At 61.6% G+C, this 16616-nt stretch carries 14 protein-coding genes; 12 read left to right on the top strand and 2 right to left on the bottom strand.

Going from position 1 to position 16616, the window contains the following annotated elements; genetic code table 11:
* The 11 genes from CAURI_RS08695 to CAURI_RS13935 all read left to right on the top strand — a co-directional run bounded on the left by CAURI_RS08695 (position 1) and on the right by CAURI_RS13935 (position 10420).
* On the top strand, positions 1-1482 hold the full coding sequence (locus CAURI_RS08695) for an FtsW/RodA/SpoVE family cell cycle protein (protein WP_010190530.1): 1482 nt from the start codon (positions 1-3) through the stop codon (positions 1480-1482).
* A 29-nt stretch (positions 1483-1511) separates the two neighbouring features.
* Positions 1512-2597, top strand: coding sequence for an undecaprenyldiphospho-muramoylpentapeptide beta-N-acetylglucosaminyltransferase (gene murG / locus CAURI_RS08690; protein ID WP_010190529.1), 1086 nt, complete (start codon positions 1512-1514; stop codon positions 2595-2597).
* Between the two features lie 38 nt (positions 2598-2635).
* The gene (murC, locus tag CAURI_RS08685; protein ID WP_010190527.1) at positions 2636-4126 is read left to right on the top strand and encodes a UDP-N-acetylmuramate--L-alanine ligase; all 1491 of its coding nucleotides are present in this window, start codon (positions 2636-2638) and stop codon (positions 4124-4126) included.
* On the top strand, positions 4119-4778 hold the full coding sequence (locus tag CAURI_RS08680; RefSeq protein ID WP_010190526.1) for a cell division protein FtsQ/DivIB: 660 nt from the start codon (positions 4119-4121) through the stop codon (positions 4776-4778). The genes murC and CAURI_RS08680 overlap by 8 nt, the downstream gene beginning before the upstream one ends.
* A gap of 206 nt (positions 4779-4984) precedes the next feature.
* Positions 4985-6349, top strand: a complete 1365-nt coding sequence (gene ftsZ, locus CAURI_RS08675) for a cell division protein FtsZ (protein WP_010190525.1) — start codon at positions 4985-4987, stop codon at positions 6347-6349.
* Positions 6350-6373: 24 nt separating this feature from the next.
* On the top strand, positions 6374-7114 hold the full coding sequence (pgeF, locus tag CAURI_RS08670) for a peptidoglycan editing factor PgeF (protein WP_012715147.1): 741 nt from the start codon (positions 6374-6376) through the stop codon (positions 7112-7114).
* On the top strand, positions 7114-7824 hold the full coding sequence (locus tag CAURI_RS08665; protein ID WP_010190523.1) for a YggS family pyridoxal phosphate-dependent enzyme: 711 nt from the start codon (positions 7114-7116) through the stop codon (positions 7822-7824). The genes pgeF and CAURI_RS08665 overlap by 1 nt, the downstream gene beginning before the upstream one ends.
* A gap of 69 nt (positions 7825-7893) precedes the next feature.
* A complete protein-coding gene (locus CAURI_RS08660) occupies positions 7894-8316 on the top strand; it encodes a cell division protein SepF (RefSeq protein WP_012715146.1) in 423 nt (140 codons plus the stop codon).
* Positions 8317-8546: 230 nt separating this feature from the next.
* The gene (locus CAURI_RS08655; RefSeq protein ID WP_010190521.1) at positions 8547-8858 is read left to right on the top strand and encodes a YggT family protein; all 312 of its coding nucleotides are present in this window, start codon (positions 8547-8549) and stop codon (positions 8856-8858) included.
* Between the two features lie 168 nt (positions 8859-9026).
* Positions 9027-10127, top strand: coding sequence for a DivIVA domain-containing protein (locus CAURI_RS08650; protein ID WP_010190518.1), 1101 nt, complete (start codon positions 9027-9029; stop codon positions 10125-10127).
* A 122-nt stretch (positions 10128-10249) separates the two neighbouring features.
* A complete protein-coding gene (locus CAURI_RS13935; RefSeq protein WP_010190517.1) occupies positions 10250-10420 on the top strand; it encodes a hypothetical protein in 171 nt (56 codons plus the stop codon).
* Between the two features lie 164 nt (positions 10421-10584).
* Here CAURI_RS13935 and CAURI_RS08640 read toward each other — a convergent pair whose 3' ends face one another.
* On the bottom strand, positions 10585-11661 hold the full coding sequence (locus CAURI_RS08640) for an HNH endonuclease signature motif containing protein (RefSeq protein ID WP_010190516.1): 1077 nt from the start codon (positions 11659-11661) through the stop codon (positions 10585-10587).
* A gap of 363 nt (positions 11662-12024) precedes the next feature.
* Here CAURI_RS08640 and ileS point away from each other — a divergent pair, with 363 nt between their 5' ends.
* On the top strand, positions 12025-15222 hold the full coding sequence (gene ileS / locus CAURI_RS08635) for an isoleucine--tRNA ligase (protein ID WP_010190515.1): 3198 nt from the start codon (positions 12025-12027) through the stop codon (positions 15220-15222).
* A 123-nt stretch (positions 15223-15345) separates the two neighbouring features.
* Here ileS and CAURI_RS08630 read toward each other — a convergent pair whose 3' ends face one another.
* Positions 15346-16530 (bottom strand): MFS transporter, encoded by a 1185-nt coding sequence (locus CAURI_RS08630; protein ID WP_174878631.1) that lies wholly within the window; start codon positions 16528-16530, stop codon positions 15346-15348.
* Between the last annotated feature and the right edge of the window lie 86 nt (positions 16531-16616).

The following is a 16616-nucleotide window of genomic DNA, read 5'->3' as shown; positions in this document are numbered from 1 at the left end:
GTGACCGCCACCAGCACCCAGAAGCCACAACGCACGCTGGGATACCACCTGCGTGATCTCCGCGAGCGCCTCCGCGCCTACCCCGGGCTCGACTATTTAGTGCTGCGCATCGCCATTTTTTCGCTCATCGGCATCGGCGTCCTCATGGCCTTCTCTTCGTCGATGGCGACGTCTCTGTCAGAGACCGATAGCCCGTGGTCAGCTGCTCTGCGCCAGTGCGTGCTCGTTATCGCCGGCCTCATCGTGTTTTGGATCGGTCTGCGCATGTCGCCCCGCACGCTCCGGGCACTCGTGCCGTGGTTCTTGGGGCTATCCATCCTGCTTCTTATCCTCGTCCTCGTACCCGGCATTGGTACCGGTCGTGCGGAGGTCGGTTCGCAATCGTGGATCATGCTGCCTGGTGGTGTGGCATTCCAGCCCTCTGAGTTCGCCCGTGTGGCCGTGGGCATGTACGGCGCCTCAGCGCTGGCGGATAAGACGCACCGCTCGATGCGCCTGACGGACCCTTTCATGATGTACTCCATCATCGCCGGCATCATGTTCGTGCTGATTGTGGCCCAGGGCGATCTCGGTATGGGCGTCTCCTTCGCCCTCATCGTCGTGTTCACCCTGGTTTTCGCGGGTGTGGACTGGCGCGTTCCGACCGTCGTCGGTGTCTTCGGCGCCATCGGTATGGTCACCGTCTTCTTGGCCGGCGGCTTCCGCTCGCACCGCTTTCACACTTATTTCGATGCGCTGCGCGGCAATATCGAGGACACACAAGGTACCGGTTTCCAGGCTTACCAGGGCTTTCTTTCGCTTGCCGACGGCGGCTTCTGGGGCGTTGGCCTCGGCCAGTCACGCGCCAAGTGGTTCTACCTCCCAGAGGCGAAGAATGACTTCGTCTTCGCCATCATTGGTGAGGAACTGGGCCTGTGGGGCGGTGCCCTTGTCATCGGGCTGTTCGCCGTGCTGGGCTATTTCGGGCTGCGGGCGGCAACGCGCGCCCAGGACCAATTCCAGTCTTTGCTGGCCGCCACGTTGGCGGTGGGTGTTGTCGTGCAGGCATTCATTAACATCGGCTACGTGATCGGCGTGCTGCCGGTGACGGGTATCCAGCTGCCGATGATTTCCGCGGGTGGTACGGCCGCAGTGATCACGATTGGCTCGATGGGCCTGCTGTGCAATGTGGCGCGCCACGAGCCGCTGCAGGTTTCCGCCATGCAGAACTTTGGGCGCCCGCTCTTCGACCGACTCTTCTTCATCCCCGAGCCCACACCGCCTAACGAGCGGCGCGGCGGGGCGCATCGAGCCCCACGCGAAGGCAAAGAAGCTACGCGCTCTCAGCGCGCGCACCGCGACCGCCCCCAGCGCCATGTTGAGCGCAGCCGCGAGGAAAGATTTGGGCGTGCAGTAACGGGGCGCTCTGCACGCTCGCAAGCGCCGCAGGGGGAGCCGCGGCGGGAGTATCGCCGGGAGTATCGGCGCGGCGAGCGACGGTAAGAAAGCGCGGCGCTGGTAGCGTGTAGTGCATGAATGACACGCCGATTTCCGTCGTCATCGCAGGTGGCGGCACTGCCGGACACATCGAACCAGCGCTCGCGGTGGGGGAGGAGCTGCGCCAGCGCCACGGCGCGCGAGTCACCGCTCTAGGAACCCCACGAGGTTTGGAAAGCGATATCGTGCCGGCGCGTGGCGTCGATTTGCGCATGATTACACCGGTCCCAGTTCCACGCAAGATCAACGTAGATGCCGCGAAGCTGCCGTGGCGGGTCCTCAAGTCTGTTCGGGAAACCCGCGCGGTTCTCAAGGACGTCGGTGCCAATGTGGTCTTTGGCACCGGAGGGTACGTTGCTGCGCCGGCGTACCTGGCAGCGAAGTCTCTGGGCATCCCGTTCTTCGTGCTCGAGACGAATGCTTTGGCCGGCATGGCCAACAAGCTGGGGGTGCGCCTCGGTGGCACGGGTATTAACGCGCAGGAAGGCTCCGGTATGCCCGGTGAGGTCTTGGGAATTCCCGTGCGTCCGGGGATGGGTGAGGATCCAGACGGCGCAAAGGCGGCTGCTGCGCGCCAGAACTGGAACCTCGACGCGCATCGCCCGACGATCGTGGTTACCGGCGGTTCACAGGGAGCGGTGAGCATCAACACTGCCGTTGCCGGCGCACTCGATGACCTGTGCCGAGATTTTCAGGTGCTACACGCTTATGGCAAAAAGAACGAGGCGCCGGCTGCGCGCGAGCACTACACCGCGGTGCCCTATATCGATGACATGGCTGGCGCTCTGGCCGTTGCTGACCTCATGGTCTGCCGTTCCGGAGCGATGACGGTGGCAGAGGTTTCCGCGGCTGGTCTGCCCGCGCTTTATGTGCCGCTGCCGCATGGCAATGGTGAACAGGCTCTGAACTCGCGCGCGCTGGTGGAATCCGGTGCCGCGGTTCAGGTTCCGGACGCCGAGCTGACCTCTAAGCGCCTCGTCGCCGAGGTTCGCGCTATCCTTGACCACCCCGAAGCTTTGTCGGCCATGCGTGCTGCCGCTGATGCCAGCACAGCCGGCGAGGTTGCAGCCATCATCGCTGAGCGCATCGCGCAGCGTGTCGCCGCCGAGAACCGCGGCTAGACGCACAGTACAGGTTTATGAAAGAAGGAATTTTCACCATGACTGATACCCCTGCCACCACGGACCTGTCCCGCGTCCACTTCGTCGGTATCGGAGGCTCCGGCATGTCCGGCCTCGCGCGCATTCTGGTTAGCCGAGGCGCGGTCGTGACCGGCTCGGACGTTAAGAAATCGACGGCTGTCGACGTCCTCCGCACGATGGGTGCGCACATCGCCATCGGCCATGCCGCTGAAAACCTTGACCTGGCAGGTGATAAACCTACGGTGGTCGTGACCTCCTTCGCCGCCATCCCACAAGACAATCCCGAGCTCACTGCTGCGCGCGAGGCCGGAATCCCGGTCATCCGCCGTTCAGACCTGCTGGCTGAGCTGATGGAAGGCCACCGCCAGGTCCTACTGGCCGGTACGCACGGAAAGACCTCGACCACCTCCATGGCAGTGTCCGCGCTGCAGCAGGCGGGCCTCGACCCCTCCTTCGCCATCGGTGGCCAGCTCAACCGTGCCGGAACCAACGCACACGGCGGTACGGGTGATGCTTTCGTTGCGGAAGCCGATGAATCCGATGCTTCACTTTTGCGCTACAGCCCCTACGTGGCGGTGATCACCAATATCGAGCCGGATCACCTGGACTATTTCGGCACCGCGGAAAGCTACTACCAGGTCTTTGATGATTTCGCGGACCGTGTTGTTGAGGGCGGTTACTTGGTAGTCTGCCTCGAAGACGCACAGGCAGCTACCACCGGCGAGCGCGCGGCACAGCGCGGTATTCAGGTGCTGGGCTACGGCGCAGGCAGTGCGGTAGACGAAGATTCTGCTGTGCCCCTCGCAGCGGAGATTCTGGAGGAAACCGTTTCCGCCGCCGGCGCGCACATCCGCGTTCGCCTGGCTTTGCCGGGGCAGGCGCCACAGGAGCTGTCCTATGACCTGCACGTCCCCGGGCATCACATGGTGCTCAACTCGGCGGCGGCGCTGCTGGCCGGCGCGCTGGCTGGCGGAGACCCAGCGGAATTGGCCGCGGGCCTGACCGACTTTACTGGTGTGCGCCGCCGCTTCGAGTACCGCGGCAGCGAGCGCGGAATCCGAGTCTTCGACGATTATGCGCACCACCCTACGGAGGTATCCGCAGTACTTAATGCAGCCCGTGCGAAGGCGGATGCGGAGGGGGAGGGGGCGCGCGTTATCGCCTGCTTCCAGCCGCATCTGTACTCCAGGACAATGAAGTTCGACGCGGAGTTTGCTCAGGCCTTGGCGCTTGCCGACGCCGCCGTCGTCCTCGACATCTACGGGGCCCGCGAGCAACCGGTTGAAGGAATTACCTCCCGCATCATCACCGATAAGATGCCGGAGGACATGCCGGTCATCTTCGAACCCGATTTCTCCGAAGCCGCTGGCGACGTCATTTCCCTGGCACAGTCTGGTGATATCGTCCTCACGATTGGTGCGGGCACGGTTACCTACGTAGCCGGCGAGATTTTGTCCGAGCTGGGACGCAACAATGAGGCAGAAGAGCCGAAGGAACCGAATGTCTAAAAAGACTGGGGCGCTCGCGGTGGGCGTGGTGCTACTCGTAGCGGTCATCGCTGCAGCAGCAGTGTGGCTTTTTCCTATCCTCACGGTGAAATCCTTCGAGGTGGTGGGAAACGATCACGTCGCTGCTGAGGATGTGGAGCAGGCTAGTGGCGTCGCCAAGGGCTCGAACCTCGCGCGCTTGGATGCTCGCGAGGCCGCGCGGGGCGTGGCGTCGATCCCGTGGGTAGAAAGCGCGACGGTATCGCGGGCATTCCCGTCGACGGTGCACATTGAAGTCACCGAGCATGAGGCAGTGGCCTTTGTCCGCAATGGTGGTACGACGGTGCTCGTGGATAATCACGGCAAGGAATTTGTGGAAGATGAAGCACCACCCGAGGCCGTGGAACTGACCGGTAGCACAGACTCCGGATCCCCGGAGATGCAGGCGGCGGTCGAGGCCGTTGCAGCCCTCCCCGCGCCGATCCGGGAGAAGGTGACGACCCTCGAGATCAAAGATAGGTATTCGCTGACCTTCCACACTGAGGATGAGAAAACCATCTTTTGGGGGGCCTCCGAAGACAATAAGAACAAGGCGATTGCTTTCGAAGATGTGCTCAAGCTCGAGGGCGAATCCTGGAACATTTCTAACCCGTCGCTGGTGACTCGCCGCTAGGGGCGTCGTGAGTGGGACGGGTGGGGCGCCTGTTAAGAAAATCGCATGTCAGCAACCCTAAAGTAGAGGTTGAGGGTACCGACACGCGGCAAAATGTGCGCCGAAATTACCCCGTTGTCGTTAAAGATGGATGTAACCGCCTCTCGCGAAAAGAGGCGCCTCCTCGTTTACATTAAAACCTTATTCGAAAGGCAAGAGACCCTCGTATGATCTCATCTAGCAACAACCTCGCGGACATCAAGGTCGTCGGCGTCGGCGGCGGCGGTGTCAACGCTGTCAACCGCATGATCGAAGAAGGGCTCAAGGGAGTCCAGTTCGTGGCGATCAACACCGATTCCCAGGCGCTGATTTTCTCCGATGCGGATACCAAACTCGACATCGGACGCGAGGCCACCCGCGGCCTCGGCGCCGGCGCTAACCCGGAGGTAGGTAAGACCTCCGCGGAGGATCACAAGACCGAAATCGAAGACGCCCTCCAGGGCTCCGATATGGTCTTCGTCACCGCTGGCGAGGGCGGCGGAACCGGTACCGGTGCAGCTCCTGTCGTTGCCTCCATCGCGAAGAAGATGGGTGCTCTGACCGTCGGTGTTGTTACCCGCCCGTTCAAGTTCGAGGGCGCGCGCCGCACCCGTCAGGCCATGGCCGGCATCGAAGAGCTGCGCGAGGTCTGCGATACCCTCATCGTTATCCCGAATGATCGCCTCATGCAGCTGGGCGGCGAGGAGCTGTCCATCGTCGAAGCCTTCCGCGCCGCCGATGAAGTTCTGCACAATGGTGTGCAGGGTATTACCAACCTCATCACCATCCCGGGCATGATCAACGTCGACTTTGCGGACGTTCGCTCCGTCATGTCCGACGCTGGTTCCGCCCTCATGGGCATCGGCTTTGCCCGTGGGGATAACCGCGCGCTCAATGCCGCCGAGCAGGCTATTAACTCCCCGCTGCTGGAGTCGACCATGGAGGGCGCCAAGGGCGTTCTGCTGTCCATCGCTGGTGGCTCCGACCTGGGCCTCCACGAGGTCAACGCGGCCGCCTCCATGGTGGAGGAGCGCGCCGACGAGGATGCCAACATCATCTTCGGCACCATCATCGATGACAACCTCGGAGACGAAGTCCGCGTCACCATCATCGCCACAGGCTTCGACGCACAGGCCAATATGACCTCCCAGCCGGCACAGCCTGGCCAGACGCAGCAGCAAAGCTCGGAGGCTACCCCGGCAGCACGCCCGGGTTCCCTCTTCGAAAACCGCGCTGAAGCACAGCCAGAGAGCCCCGCAGCACCCCGCACCGAGGCCCCGCGCGAAGAGTACACCCGCGCCGAACCGCAGCGAGCTGACTCCCAGCGCATCGGCCGCGAGGAGTACACCCCGCGCCACTCCTATGAGCGCGAGCAGCCGGCTGAGCCGGCCCCGTCGAGCGGACTGTTTACCACCTCGGATCGCTTCCGTGGTGAGGAGTACCGCCGTGGTGCCGATGAGGAGTACCGCCTCTCGCGCCCCGCTGAGCGCAACAGCCGTGACTTCGATGACGATGGCGACGACGATCTCGACGTGCCGTCCTTCATGCGCTAGTCCCAGCCAGCTACTCTGGAGTGCATGCCAGTAAACGAGGAAGCACACGCAGCACGACGCCCCGTCCGCATGGTGTTTACAACCCGTGCTGGCGGGGCGTCGTCGTCCCCCTATGAATCTTTCAACTTAGGTGATCACGTCGGTGATGACCCCGCTGCTGTGGCCGCCAATCGCGAGAGACTTCTCCGAGCAACGGGCTTAGAGGACATCGTGTGGATGGAGCAGCTGCACACTAATACTGTGACGGTCGTGGGCGCCGAGCGTCGTGGCGCGAAGAAGCCTGTCCCTGCTACCGATGCAGTGGTGACCACCGAAAAACGCCTAGGCTTGGGCGTGCTCGTGGCTGATTGCACGCCAGTGCTGCTTGTCGACGTTTCCGCGGGCGTCATCGGTGCCGCCCACGCCGGACGCCTGGGCGCGCGTAACGGAATCGTCCGGAACACGGTCAACGCGATGATTGAGCTGGGGGCTATCCCTTCGTCGATCCAAGTGCTCATGGGGCCGGCAGCGTCTGGGCGTAACTATGAGGTTCCGGAGCAGATGGCGGAGGACGTCGAGAAGCACCTGCCCGGTTCCCAAACCCGGACCTCTTCTGGAACGTGGGGAGTTGATGTGCGCGCAGGTCTGATTCATCAGCTGATGGGGATGGGAATCACGGCCATTGAGTCGGATCCGCGCTGCACGATTGAGGACACAGATTTCTTTTCTTATCGCCGCGAGGGCGTCACTGGACGCCAAGCGGGCGTGATTTGGTTGGAGGATTAATGCCTAATAACGATACTGCTCGCCGTGAAGAATTGCGGGCTGGCCTGGAGCGCACCCGCGCGGATATTCAACGTTTCGCAGAGGCTGCTCGCCGCCCCGCCCCACAGCTGCTGCCAGTGACAAAGTTTCACCCCGCCGAAGACATCGCGCTGCTGGCAGAGCTAGGGATAACGGATGTGGCGGAAAACCGCGAGCAGGAGGCCCGCGCGAAGGCGGAGGCCTTGCCCGAGATGCGTTTCCACATGATTGGACAGGTTCAAACCAAGAAGGCGAACCACGTAGCGCGGTGGGCGCACAGTGTGCATTCCCTCGACTCGGAGAAGCTGGCCCGAGGGCTTGACCGCGGCGTGGCGCTTGCCCAGGAACGCGGGCAGCGCCAGGACAGTCTTCCGGTCTATATTCAGGTCTCCGCCGACGGTGATACCGCGCGCGGCGGCTGCCCGCTGGAGGATGTGCCTGCTCTGGTGGAAGTCGTCGACGATCTGGAGAACCTGCAGCTGTGTGGCTTCATGGTGGTTCCCCCGCTGGAGAGTGAACCGGCGGAGGTATTCGCGCAGGTGCGGGCCCTGACGGATGAGGCCGCGGCCAAGCTTGGGCGGGACCTGAAAATGTCCGCTGGAATGAGCGCTGACATGGAGGCAGCGATTGCATCTGGAACGGATATCGTGCGTGTCGGAACCGGAATTATGGGAGAGCGCCCGCTAGGTTAATTGTCATTGTAAAAGTGCATTACAAGACAGCAAATGAACAGCACACACTAGGTCAGAGGGAGACCCAGAATGTCACTGATTGATAGGACTAAAGAGTTCTTCGGGCTAGGCCCGATGGACATGGACGCCGACGATGCTTACTACGCAGATGAGCGCGCTTATAGCGCTCCGGCGTATGCACCTTCCTACGAGAAGCAGGAAGAGGAATTTGTCCCGACTATCGTGGCGCTGTCGCTCGTTTCCTTTGACGATGCAGCGAAGGTTGGCGGCCCCTTCCGTGACGGTGACGCAGTGGTCTTCGAGCTCACTGACGCTGACCGCGGTTCCGCAAAGCGTTTCGTTGACTTCGCCGCTGGCCTCTGCTTTGCACTGGAAGGCCGCATGAAGAACTTGACCAAGGGCGTGGACACCAGCCGCAAGGTTTTCGCCATTGTGCCTAAGGGCGCCGACATCTCCACTGTTGAGCTTGAGCGCGCGGCACACCTGCGCTAAAGGTTTCGCGCTTTAACCGCTTCATCGCCTTTTCTTCTCCGTGTTGGCTAAGGGGGAGGAGGGGGCGATGGGGCGGTTTGTTGGTTTTCTCGCTATTCCCCAAGCGGTCTGAGCGGAGCGGCATTCTCGGCGGCGGTGCGGCTGCTGCGGTGCCGTTTCTGTTCGCCGAGGGCGAACCCTCGGGCAGGGGAGTACCGTCCGCGGGGGTGGTTCGGATAGGCTCGGGCGTTGTGAATGCTTTAGGTTCAATTCTGCTCGTCGCCGTGAGTCTTTACTCGTGGATTTTGTTGGCGCGCATTGTCATCGAGATGATTCAGTCTTTCTCGCGCCAATTCAATCCGCCCCGCTGGTTCATGATGGTTGCCGAGGTGCTCTTCGTCGTCACTGACCCGCCAGTTAAGGCGCTGCGTAAGGTTATTCCGCCGCTGCAGTTGGGAGGCATTGCGCTCGACGTTTCCATCATCGTTTTGTTCCTGCTTTTGTCCATTCTTTCGCAACTTATTGGCTGGCTATTTTTCGGTGCCAATGGACTTGCAATGTGATTAACGGGTGTATTAAACCCTCCTGTTAACGTTGAGACTCGTGCCAGCGTTAGATAATGTGTTGATTCGGATACAATGAGTTACCACAATCCGTATTATTAACCGCATATGTACCCGGCCTCTGGACCCTCTAGAGGTTTGACCGATTCGTAAGGGGAAGAGAAGTCAATGCCACTGTCACCAGCTGATGTACACAACGTCGCTTTCAGCAAGCCGCCAATTGGCAAGCGTGGCTACAACGAGGATGAGGTCGATCAGTTCCTCGATCTCGTTGAGGATGCTCTTGCTCAGCTGCAGGACGAGAACGATGATCTCCACGCCCAGGTTGAGGAACTGAAGTCTCAGGCCCCGGCCGCCGCTGCTGGCGGCGCTTCTGCCGCAAAGGTCGACGAGGCCGCCGTACGTAAGGAAGTCGAGTCCAAGCTGCGCGCCGAGTACGAAGCAAAGCTGGCTGACTCCAAGAACGAGATTGCCAAGGCCAAGGAAGAGACCAAGCGTGCGCAGGAGCAGGCGAAGGCCGCTCAGGTACAGGACAACTCCGCGGAGCTTAAGACTGCTCGCGAGGAGGCTGCTGCCGCCAAGCGCGAGCTCGAGGCCTCCAAGAAGGAGCTGGAGCGCACCAAGAAGGAACTGGAGTCCGCAAAGAAGAACTCCGCAGCCACCACCACTGCCTCTTCCGCTGCTGCCGTGGCTGGTGCAGGCGCTGCTCAGTCCAACGCACAGGGTCTCGCCACCCCGGATACCCACATGCAGGCCGCCCGCGTGCTGGGTCTGGCTCAGGAGATGGCGGACCGTCTTACCAGCGAGGCTAAGGCTGATTCCGAGTCTATGCTCGCAGAGGCTCGTACGGCTGCAGAGAAGCAGCTTGCCGACGCCGACTCGCACTCCAAGGCCCAACTTGCTGACGCCCAGAAGCGCTACGATGCACAGCTGCAGGAGGCCGATACCCGCTCCAAGAAGCTGGTGGCGGATGCCGAGAACAAGGCAAAGCAGACCGAGTCTGACGCTACCTCCCGCGCCGAGGCACAGATTCGCCAGGCTGAGGAGAAGGCAGCTGCCCTGCAGGCAGATGCCGAGAAGAAGCACACCGAGGTTATGAATACGGTCAAGCAGCAGCAGACCGCTCTGGAGGCTCGCATCTCCGAGCTGCGTACCTTCGAGCGCGAGTACCGTACCCGCCTCAAGACCCTGCTGCAGTCTCAGCTGGAGGAGTTGGAGTCCCGCGGCACCGCTGCCCCCAACGGTGAAGCCGGCAAGTCCAACAATTAATCAGTGAATGAACGGCGTCCCTGCGGGGGCGCCGTTATTCTTTTATGTAGGTATACGTCCGTAGGTATACATTCTTTGTAAAGCACAGAGCCCTTAGTCATTGGTGGGGAAGGAGAGCACGCATGCTTATCGGCGCATTGCTGTTGGCCTTTGTTGCTTTCTTGGCCTTCGTGAACTACATCCTCACCGCCGCTGAGTGGTCTTTGTACCTGCTCTTCGCCTCCGCCGGGGTGGGCATTGTTCTGTTCATCGCAGACACTGTGATCAAACTCCGCCGCAAGCACGACGACTAGCCCGGTCCCGCCGAAAGCCTGTAACGCGTGTATCTGAGCGGCGAATAGTCTTGCGCCCGTCGAATACCTACAGTGCGCGCATCTAGGCACGACGGGTAGCCCTCGGCCCAGTGGTAATTCTGGGTGGAGGGCCTCTTCTGTGAAGACTCCTAATTGTGAAGCTGTCAGTCGTCTCGCTCTGCGGTGTTCGTGAATAACCCGGGAGGAGCTTGCAACGGCGTGGGCGGTGGGGGAGGACCATGTGTCCTTATCGCTTTACCCCCGACCCGGGCCATGCGGCCGCGGCCCGGCGGCGCATTCGGATCGTCCTGGTTCACGCCGTTGTGATAGGGGCAGAGCATCACCAGGTTTTCTTGGTTGGTGTACCCGCCGTTCTTCCACGCGATGAGATGGTGGACCTGGCATTCATCGGCCGGTTTCATACATTTATCCCATGCGCAGACTGGGAACTCGGCCATAGCCATGATGCGTTGCTTGATGCTGGCCGAGCGCTCCTCATAATAGAGGTTGACCGGCCCGTGATAGGGGTGGAAAAGGGTCGCAAGCGCGCCGTCTTTATCGATCTCACCGGCGATGACCTTGTTGAGGTATTCCGCGCCGGTCATCGTGGCGCCGTTGGTCATCTGAAGGGTGATTTCCTCGCCGTCGCCGTCGAGAATCTTCGTCATGGCCTCCAACGGTACGAGGATATTAGTCTGCAGGCCGCGGCGCGGGGCGGCGCCTTTAAAGAAGGCTTCGCGGATGGACTCGAGGGGGTGTTCGCGGTCGACGACGTCGCTAAGCTCTGCAATCAATTGCGAGGGGCCCGTGATCGCCATCGTCCACGCGGCATTGCGGCGGCGGTAAACAGTCACGCCCTCTTTCGGCGCGGGTGGTGCCGAGTGCTCCTTGAGCTTCTTTTTCGCCAGTGTTTCCATCGCGAGAGTATCGGCCCTAGTCCGGCAGAGCTCTAGACGCAGCTTCCAGCCCAGTGCTTGCGTCTTGGCTTTGCGGGCATAGCGGTCAATGACCTCCAGCGTCGGTAGAGAGTGGCCGCGTTGGCGCGCAGCTTTCACCGCGTCGCGTTGCATCCGCGTCATGGCAGTCTTGCCAAAGAAGCTGGTGTGCAAGCGCGCCAATTGCGCCGCGGTTTTGTCCGGGGAGCCGGCGGCGATGAGGTCTGCTTCAGACATGCCTTCGCACTCGGCGACGACATCGATGCCGGCACCGAGTGCGTTGAGGAAAGCCTGTAGCGCGTTCATATTTGTGGAGCTTAAAACACCTTGTGACCTGCGCGCATTAGAAAAAATGTTCCTGTGGAAAACCTTATCCCAGGTGCCTCTTTTATGTACTGGCGTTTCTATTTTGAGGCTTTCGGGAACCTGGGCCTGTGAAAACTTGACCGCCTCGCTATACTTTTAGGCGTATGCAGTGAGCCGGCTATCACCGGGGAGCATTCCGGAAGAACGTGCTTCGCTCTTAATGGAGCATTATTAGAACCGGGCGGGTAGGGACCGTCATCTCCTTCACATCAACGAAGCGGGGCGCCTCGGCGCCCAAGCGGGGTGGTACCGCGAGCCGCAAGGCGCGTCCCCGCCACAGCGAACGAGTGAAGGAATTTTTAGATGAGTAATAATCCCGCGAACGTCGGCAGTGTTTATCCCAAAGTCGATATGACTGCTGGCTCCTCCCGTTTCCCCGATATGGAGCAGGAAGTCCAGAAGTACTGGAAGGCCGACGACACTTTTAAAGCCAGCCTCAAGCAGACCGAAGGCTGCCCCGAGTACGTCTTTTATGACGGCCCTCCCTTTGCCAACGGGCTGCCGCACTACGGCCACCTGCTGACCGGTTACGTCAAGGACATCGTCCCGCGCTACCGCACCATGGCCGGCAACCATGTCCCGCGTGTCTTCGGCTGGGACACCCACGGCCTGCCGGCGGAGCTGGAGGCAGAAAAGCAGCTCGGTATCACCGATAAGGCCCAGATCGAGGAGATGGGCCTGGAGAAGTTCAATGAGTACTGCGCCAAGTCCGTCCTCGAGTACACCGATGAGTGGGAAGAGTACGTCAACCGCCAGGCTCGCTGGGTGGACTTTGAAAACGGCTACAAGACCATGGACTTGAACTACATGGAGTCCGTGATGTGGGCGTTTAAGGAGCTTTATGACAAGGGTCTGATCTACCAGGGCTTTAGGGTTCTGCCGTACTCCTGGGCTGAGCACACCTCGCTGTCCAACCAGGAGACCCGCCTGGATGATTCCTACAAGATGCGCCAGGACCCAACCCTGACGGTGACCTTCCCGGTGTCGGGCGCTGTGGAGGGAAGCGCAGCGGAGAAGACGTTGGCGGATAACGCAGAGCTTGCCAACGCCTCCTTCCTCGCCTGGACCACCACCCCGTGGACCCTGCCGTCCAACCTGGCGCTGGCGGTCCACCCGGAGGTCGACTACGTCCTGTTCAAGGCCACCGAGGGCGACTTTGCTGGCCGCACCTTCATCATGGCCGAAGCGCTTACCGACACCCTGGCCAAGGAGCTGGGTGAGGCGGAAGTTCTCAAGACATTCAAGGGCGCGCAGCTGGAGGGCTTTAAGTACCAGCCCATCTTCGATTTCTTCCCGGATGTCGAGAACGCCTACCAGCTGCTGCTGGCGGATTACGTCACCACTGAGGACGGTACCGGTGTGGTCCACCAGGCTCCTGCCTTCGGTGAGGACGATATGCTCACCTGCCAGAAATATGGCGTGGGCCTGGTCATCCCGGTGGACGAGGACGGCAAGTTCACCTCGCAGGTGCCACCTTATGAGGGCCAGTTGGTCTTCGACGCCAACAAGGCCATCATCAAGGACCTGAAGGAAGCCGGCCGCGTGGTGCGTCACGTGACCATCGAGCACTCCTACCCGCACTCCTGGCGCTCCGGCGAGCCGCTCATCTACATGGCGCTGCCGGCCTGGTTCGTCAAGGTGACCGAGTTCCGCGACCGCATGGTGGAGCTCAACCACAACGAGATCGAGTGGCTGCCGGAGCACATCCGCGACGGCCAGTTCGGCAAGTGGTTGGAGGGCGCTCGTGATTGGAACATCTCCCGTACCCGTTACTGGGGCGCTCCGATTCCGGCGTGGATCTCCGATGATCCGGAGTACCCGCGCGTCGATGTTTACGGCTCCCTGGATGAGCTGGAGCGTGACTTCGGCGTGCGTCCTACCAGCCTGCACCGCCCGCACATCGATGAGCTGACCCGCCCGAACCCGGATGACCCGACGGGTAAGTCCACGATGCGCCGCGTGCCGGATGTGTTGGATTGCTGGTTTGAGTCCGGCTCCATGCCGTTTGCGCAAAAGCACTACCCGTTTGAGAATAAGGAGTGGTTTGAGACCCACTCGCCGTCGGACTTCATCGTGGAGTACTCCGGTCAGACCCGCGGCTGGTTCTACGTCATGCATGCGCTGTCCACCGCGCTCTTTGACCGCCCGGCCTACAAGAAGGTTGTGGCCCACGGCATCGTTCTGGGCAATGACGGCCTGAAGATGTCCAAGTCCAAGGGCAATTACCCGAACGTCAACGAGGTCTTTGACCGCGATGGTTCGGATGCGATGCGCTGGTTCCTCATGTCCTCACCGATCTTGCGCGGCGGCAACCTCATCGTCACCGAGCAGGGCATCCGCGAGGGTGTGCGCCAGGCTATCCTGCCGATCTGGAATGCCTACACCTTCCTGCAGCTCTACGCTTCCCAGGACGCGAAGTTCGATGTCAGCTCCACCAACGTTCTGGACCGCTACATCTTGGCCAAGACACATGACTTGGTGAAGAACACGAACGATGCGCTGGCGAATACCGATATTGCTACGGCAACCGAGGAGGTTCGCCTCTTCGCCGATGCCTTGACTAACTGGTACGTGCGCCGCTCCCGCGACCGCTTCTGGGAGGGCGAGGAAACCCACGCGGAGGCTTTCAACACCCTCTACACGGTGCTGGAGACCGTTTCTCGCGTGGTGGCTCCGCTGCTGCCGCACGTGGCTGAAGTTATCTACCGCGGCCTGACTGGTGAGCGCTCTGTGCACTTGGCTTCCTACCCGAAGGCTGAGGACTACCCGGCTGACGCGAACCTGGTGGCCGCCATGGATGCCACCCGCGCGGTGGCTTCGGCGGCGTCGTCTGTGCGCAAGTCCAATAAGCTGCGCAACCGCCTGCCGCTACCGAAGCTGACGGTGGCGATGCCGGATTCGGCTCGCTTGGCTGACTTCAAGGACATCATCCGCGATGAAGTCAACGTGAAGGACGTCGAGCTGACCGATGACGTCGATGAGGTCGGCACCTTCGAGGTAGTCTGCAACGCCAAGGTAGCGGGCCCGCGCTTGGGCAAGGACGTGCAGCGCGCCATCAAGAACCTGAAGGCGGGCAACTACGAGCGCGATGGCGAGGAGGTTATCGTCGACGGCGATATCCGTCTCACCGCGGATGAGTACACGGAACGTCTCAAGGCTGCGAACCCGGAGTCCACGGCGCGCGTGGACGGCGTCGATGGCCTAGTGGTGTTGGATACCAACGTCACCGAGGAGCTGGAGGCTGAAGGCTGGGCAGCGGATATCATCCGCGGCCTGCAGGATGCCCGCAAGGCCGAGGACTTCGTGGTCACCGACCGCATCACCGTGGTCCTGTCTGTTCCGGCGGAGAAGGAAGAGTGGGCCAACCGCCACCGCGAGCACATCGCGGCAGAAGTGCTCGCCGTCGACTTCGCTGTGACGACCGAGGCCTTCGAGGCTAGCGCTGGCCAGAACGTCCACGACGTTCTTAAGGGCGTAACCGCTACGGTGGCTAAGGCCTAAGGCGACGTAAACGGTCGCAGAAAAGCTCCGCTTCCCGGACATAGGAGGCGGAGCTTTTAACGTCTGTGCACGGGTAGCGCAGTGCGGCCCAGGGGAGGGCGCCGCGACTGGTGGGAGCCGGTGCTAGCGGCGGGTGCCGGGCAGGTGCGCGCGCCAGGCAAGGATGACGTTGATGAGGCAGACCAGCGCCAAGAAGCTACCGATGCTGAACAACGCGGTGAAACCGATGTAGGGCGCGAGTGCGCTGAAGGCCATCGGGATGAAGAAGCCGGTGTAGGAAATGGAGTAGTACACGGCGGTCAAGCCGGCGAGCTCGCGCTCGCCCGCGATGCGCTGGACCTCAGACAAGCCGGCGACGAGAGCTAGACCGTATCCTGCGCCCATGGTCGCAGCGGCTGCGATGCCGAGAGGCAGGGAGAGTGAGTGGGCGGCGAAAGCCCCGAGGATGGCGCCGACGGTGATGACGAACATGGCCAGCGCCGAGGCGCGTGCGGACTTATGGGTATCTACCAAACGGCCCACCATCTGGACGGCGACACCGCAGCCCAAGGTGATGACAGTCATCAGGCCGGAGAAAGCAATGGGGGCATCACCGGCCGAATCGGACAAGAGCTGTGGCAGGAGTGCATAGGCCGCTCCCGCGCAACCGAATACCCACGGGGCTACGGGGACGACGACGCGCAGGAAACGCTTGTGAGCAACAGCTGGGATATGCAGCATCTCCAGCATGTCGCGCACCCGAAGCTCCAAGACTGTGGTCTTGACGTCGCCCCGGGTGGGCTGGCGGGTCTCCGGGGTATGCAGGATCCACACGGCGGTCAGCAACGTAAGCAGCATGTGGAGGATATAAGCCGTGTGGGTTGGCCACGGACCCCACTGGGCGAGCACCGAAGCGATACCTGCGCCCACGAGGAACCCCGCGGTTAAGCATAAGGAAGCCTTGCGGGCGCCTGCCGCCGGGTCTCCGCCAGCACGCGTGATGAGCTCTGTAATCCACGTTGAGCCCACGGCCATGACCAATCCCAAGGCCATGCCGCACAAGACACGCCCCAGCGCGATGATGAGTGGCTCGTTGGGAGCGATGGATAGCAGGAAAGAACCCGCCAAAGACAGCGGCGCTGCGGGAAGCAGCAGGGGGCGGCGGCCCAGCAGATCGGACAGCGGGCCGCCGATCAGCAGAGCAGGGATGATGCCTACGACATAGGCGGCGAGAAGACCATTGACCGTCACCTGGGAAAAATTGGAGGTCTCGCGGTACATCACCAGCAGTGGGGTGAACTCGTTTCCTCCCCACGCCACAGCGATCATGGAACCTGCGACGGGGAACCATGCGCGCGTTGACAGCGGAGTTTCGGGGGAGTGGATGGGTGAGCCTGCGGAGACAGAGCTTTCAG

The sequence above is a fragment of the Corynebacterium aurimucosum ATCC 700975 genome, assembly GCF_000022905.1.
In the GTDB taxonomy this organism is placed as follows: domain Bacteria; phylum Actinomycetota; class Actinomycetes; order Mycobacteriales; family Mycobacteriaceae; genus Corynebacterium; species Corynebacterium aurimucosum_F.
This window is presented reverse-complemented; position numbering and strand designations above follow the sequence as displayed.

Excerpts from the sequence above, each read along its gene's own strand:
- murG (WP_010190529.1), top strand. The coding sequence starts at position 1,512 with ATGAATGACACGCCGATTTCCGTCGTCATCGCAGGTGGCGGCACTGCC.
- murC (WP_010190527.1), top strand. The coding sequence starts at position 2,636 with ATGACTGATACCCCTGCCACCACGGACCTGTCCCGCGTCCACTTCGTC.
- CAURI_RS08680 (WP_010190526.1), top strand. The coding sequence starts at position 4,119 with ATGTCTAAAAAGACTGGGGCGCTCGCGGTGGGCGTGGTGCTACTCGTA.
- ftsZ (WP_010190525.1), top strand. The coding sequence starts at position 4,985 with ATGATCTCATCTAGCAACAACCTCGCGGACATCAAGGTCGTCGGCGTC.
- pgeF (WP_012715147.1), top strand. The coding sequence starts at position 6,374 with ATGCCAGTAAACGAGGAAGCACACGCAGCACGACGCCCCGTCCGCATG.
- CAURI_RS08665 (WP_010190523.1), top strand. The coding sequence starts at position 7,114 with ATGCCTAATAACGATACTGCTCGCCGTGAAGAATTGCGGGCTGGCCTG.
- CAURI_RS08660 (WP_012715146.1), top strand. The coding sequence starts at position 7,894 with ATGTCACTGATTGATAGGACTAAAGAGTTCTTCGGGCTAGGCCCGATG.
- CAURI_RS08650 (WP_010190518.1), top strand. The coding sequence starts at position 9,027 with ATGCCACTGTCACCAGCTGATGTACACAACGTCGCTTTCAGCAAGCCG.
- CAURI_RS13935 (WP_010190517.1), top strand. The coding sequence starts at position 10,250 with ATGCTTATCGGCGCATTGCTGTTGGCCTTTGTTGCTTTCTTGGCCTTC.
- CAURI_RS08640 (WP_010190516.1), bottom strand. The coding sequence starts at position 11,661 with ATGAACGCGCTACAGGCTTTCCTCAACGCACTCGGTGCCGGCATCGAT.
- ileS (WP_010190515.1), top strand. The coding sequence starts at position 12,025 with ATGAGTAATAATCCCGCGAACGTCGGCAGTGTTTATCCCAAAGTCGAT.
- CAURI_RS08630 (WP_174878631.1), bottom strand. The coding sequence starts at position 16,530 with ATGATCGCTGTGGCGTGGGGAGGAAACGAGTTCACCCCACTGCTGGTG.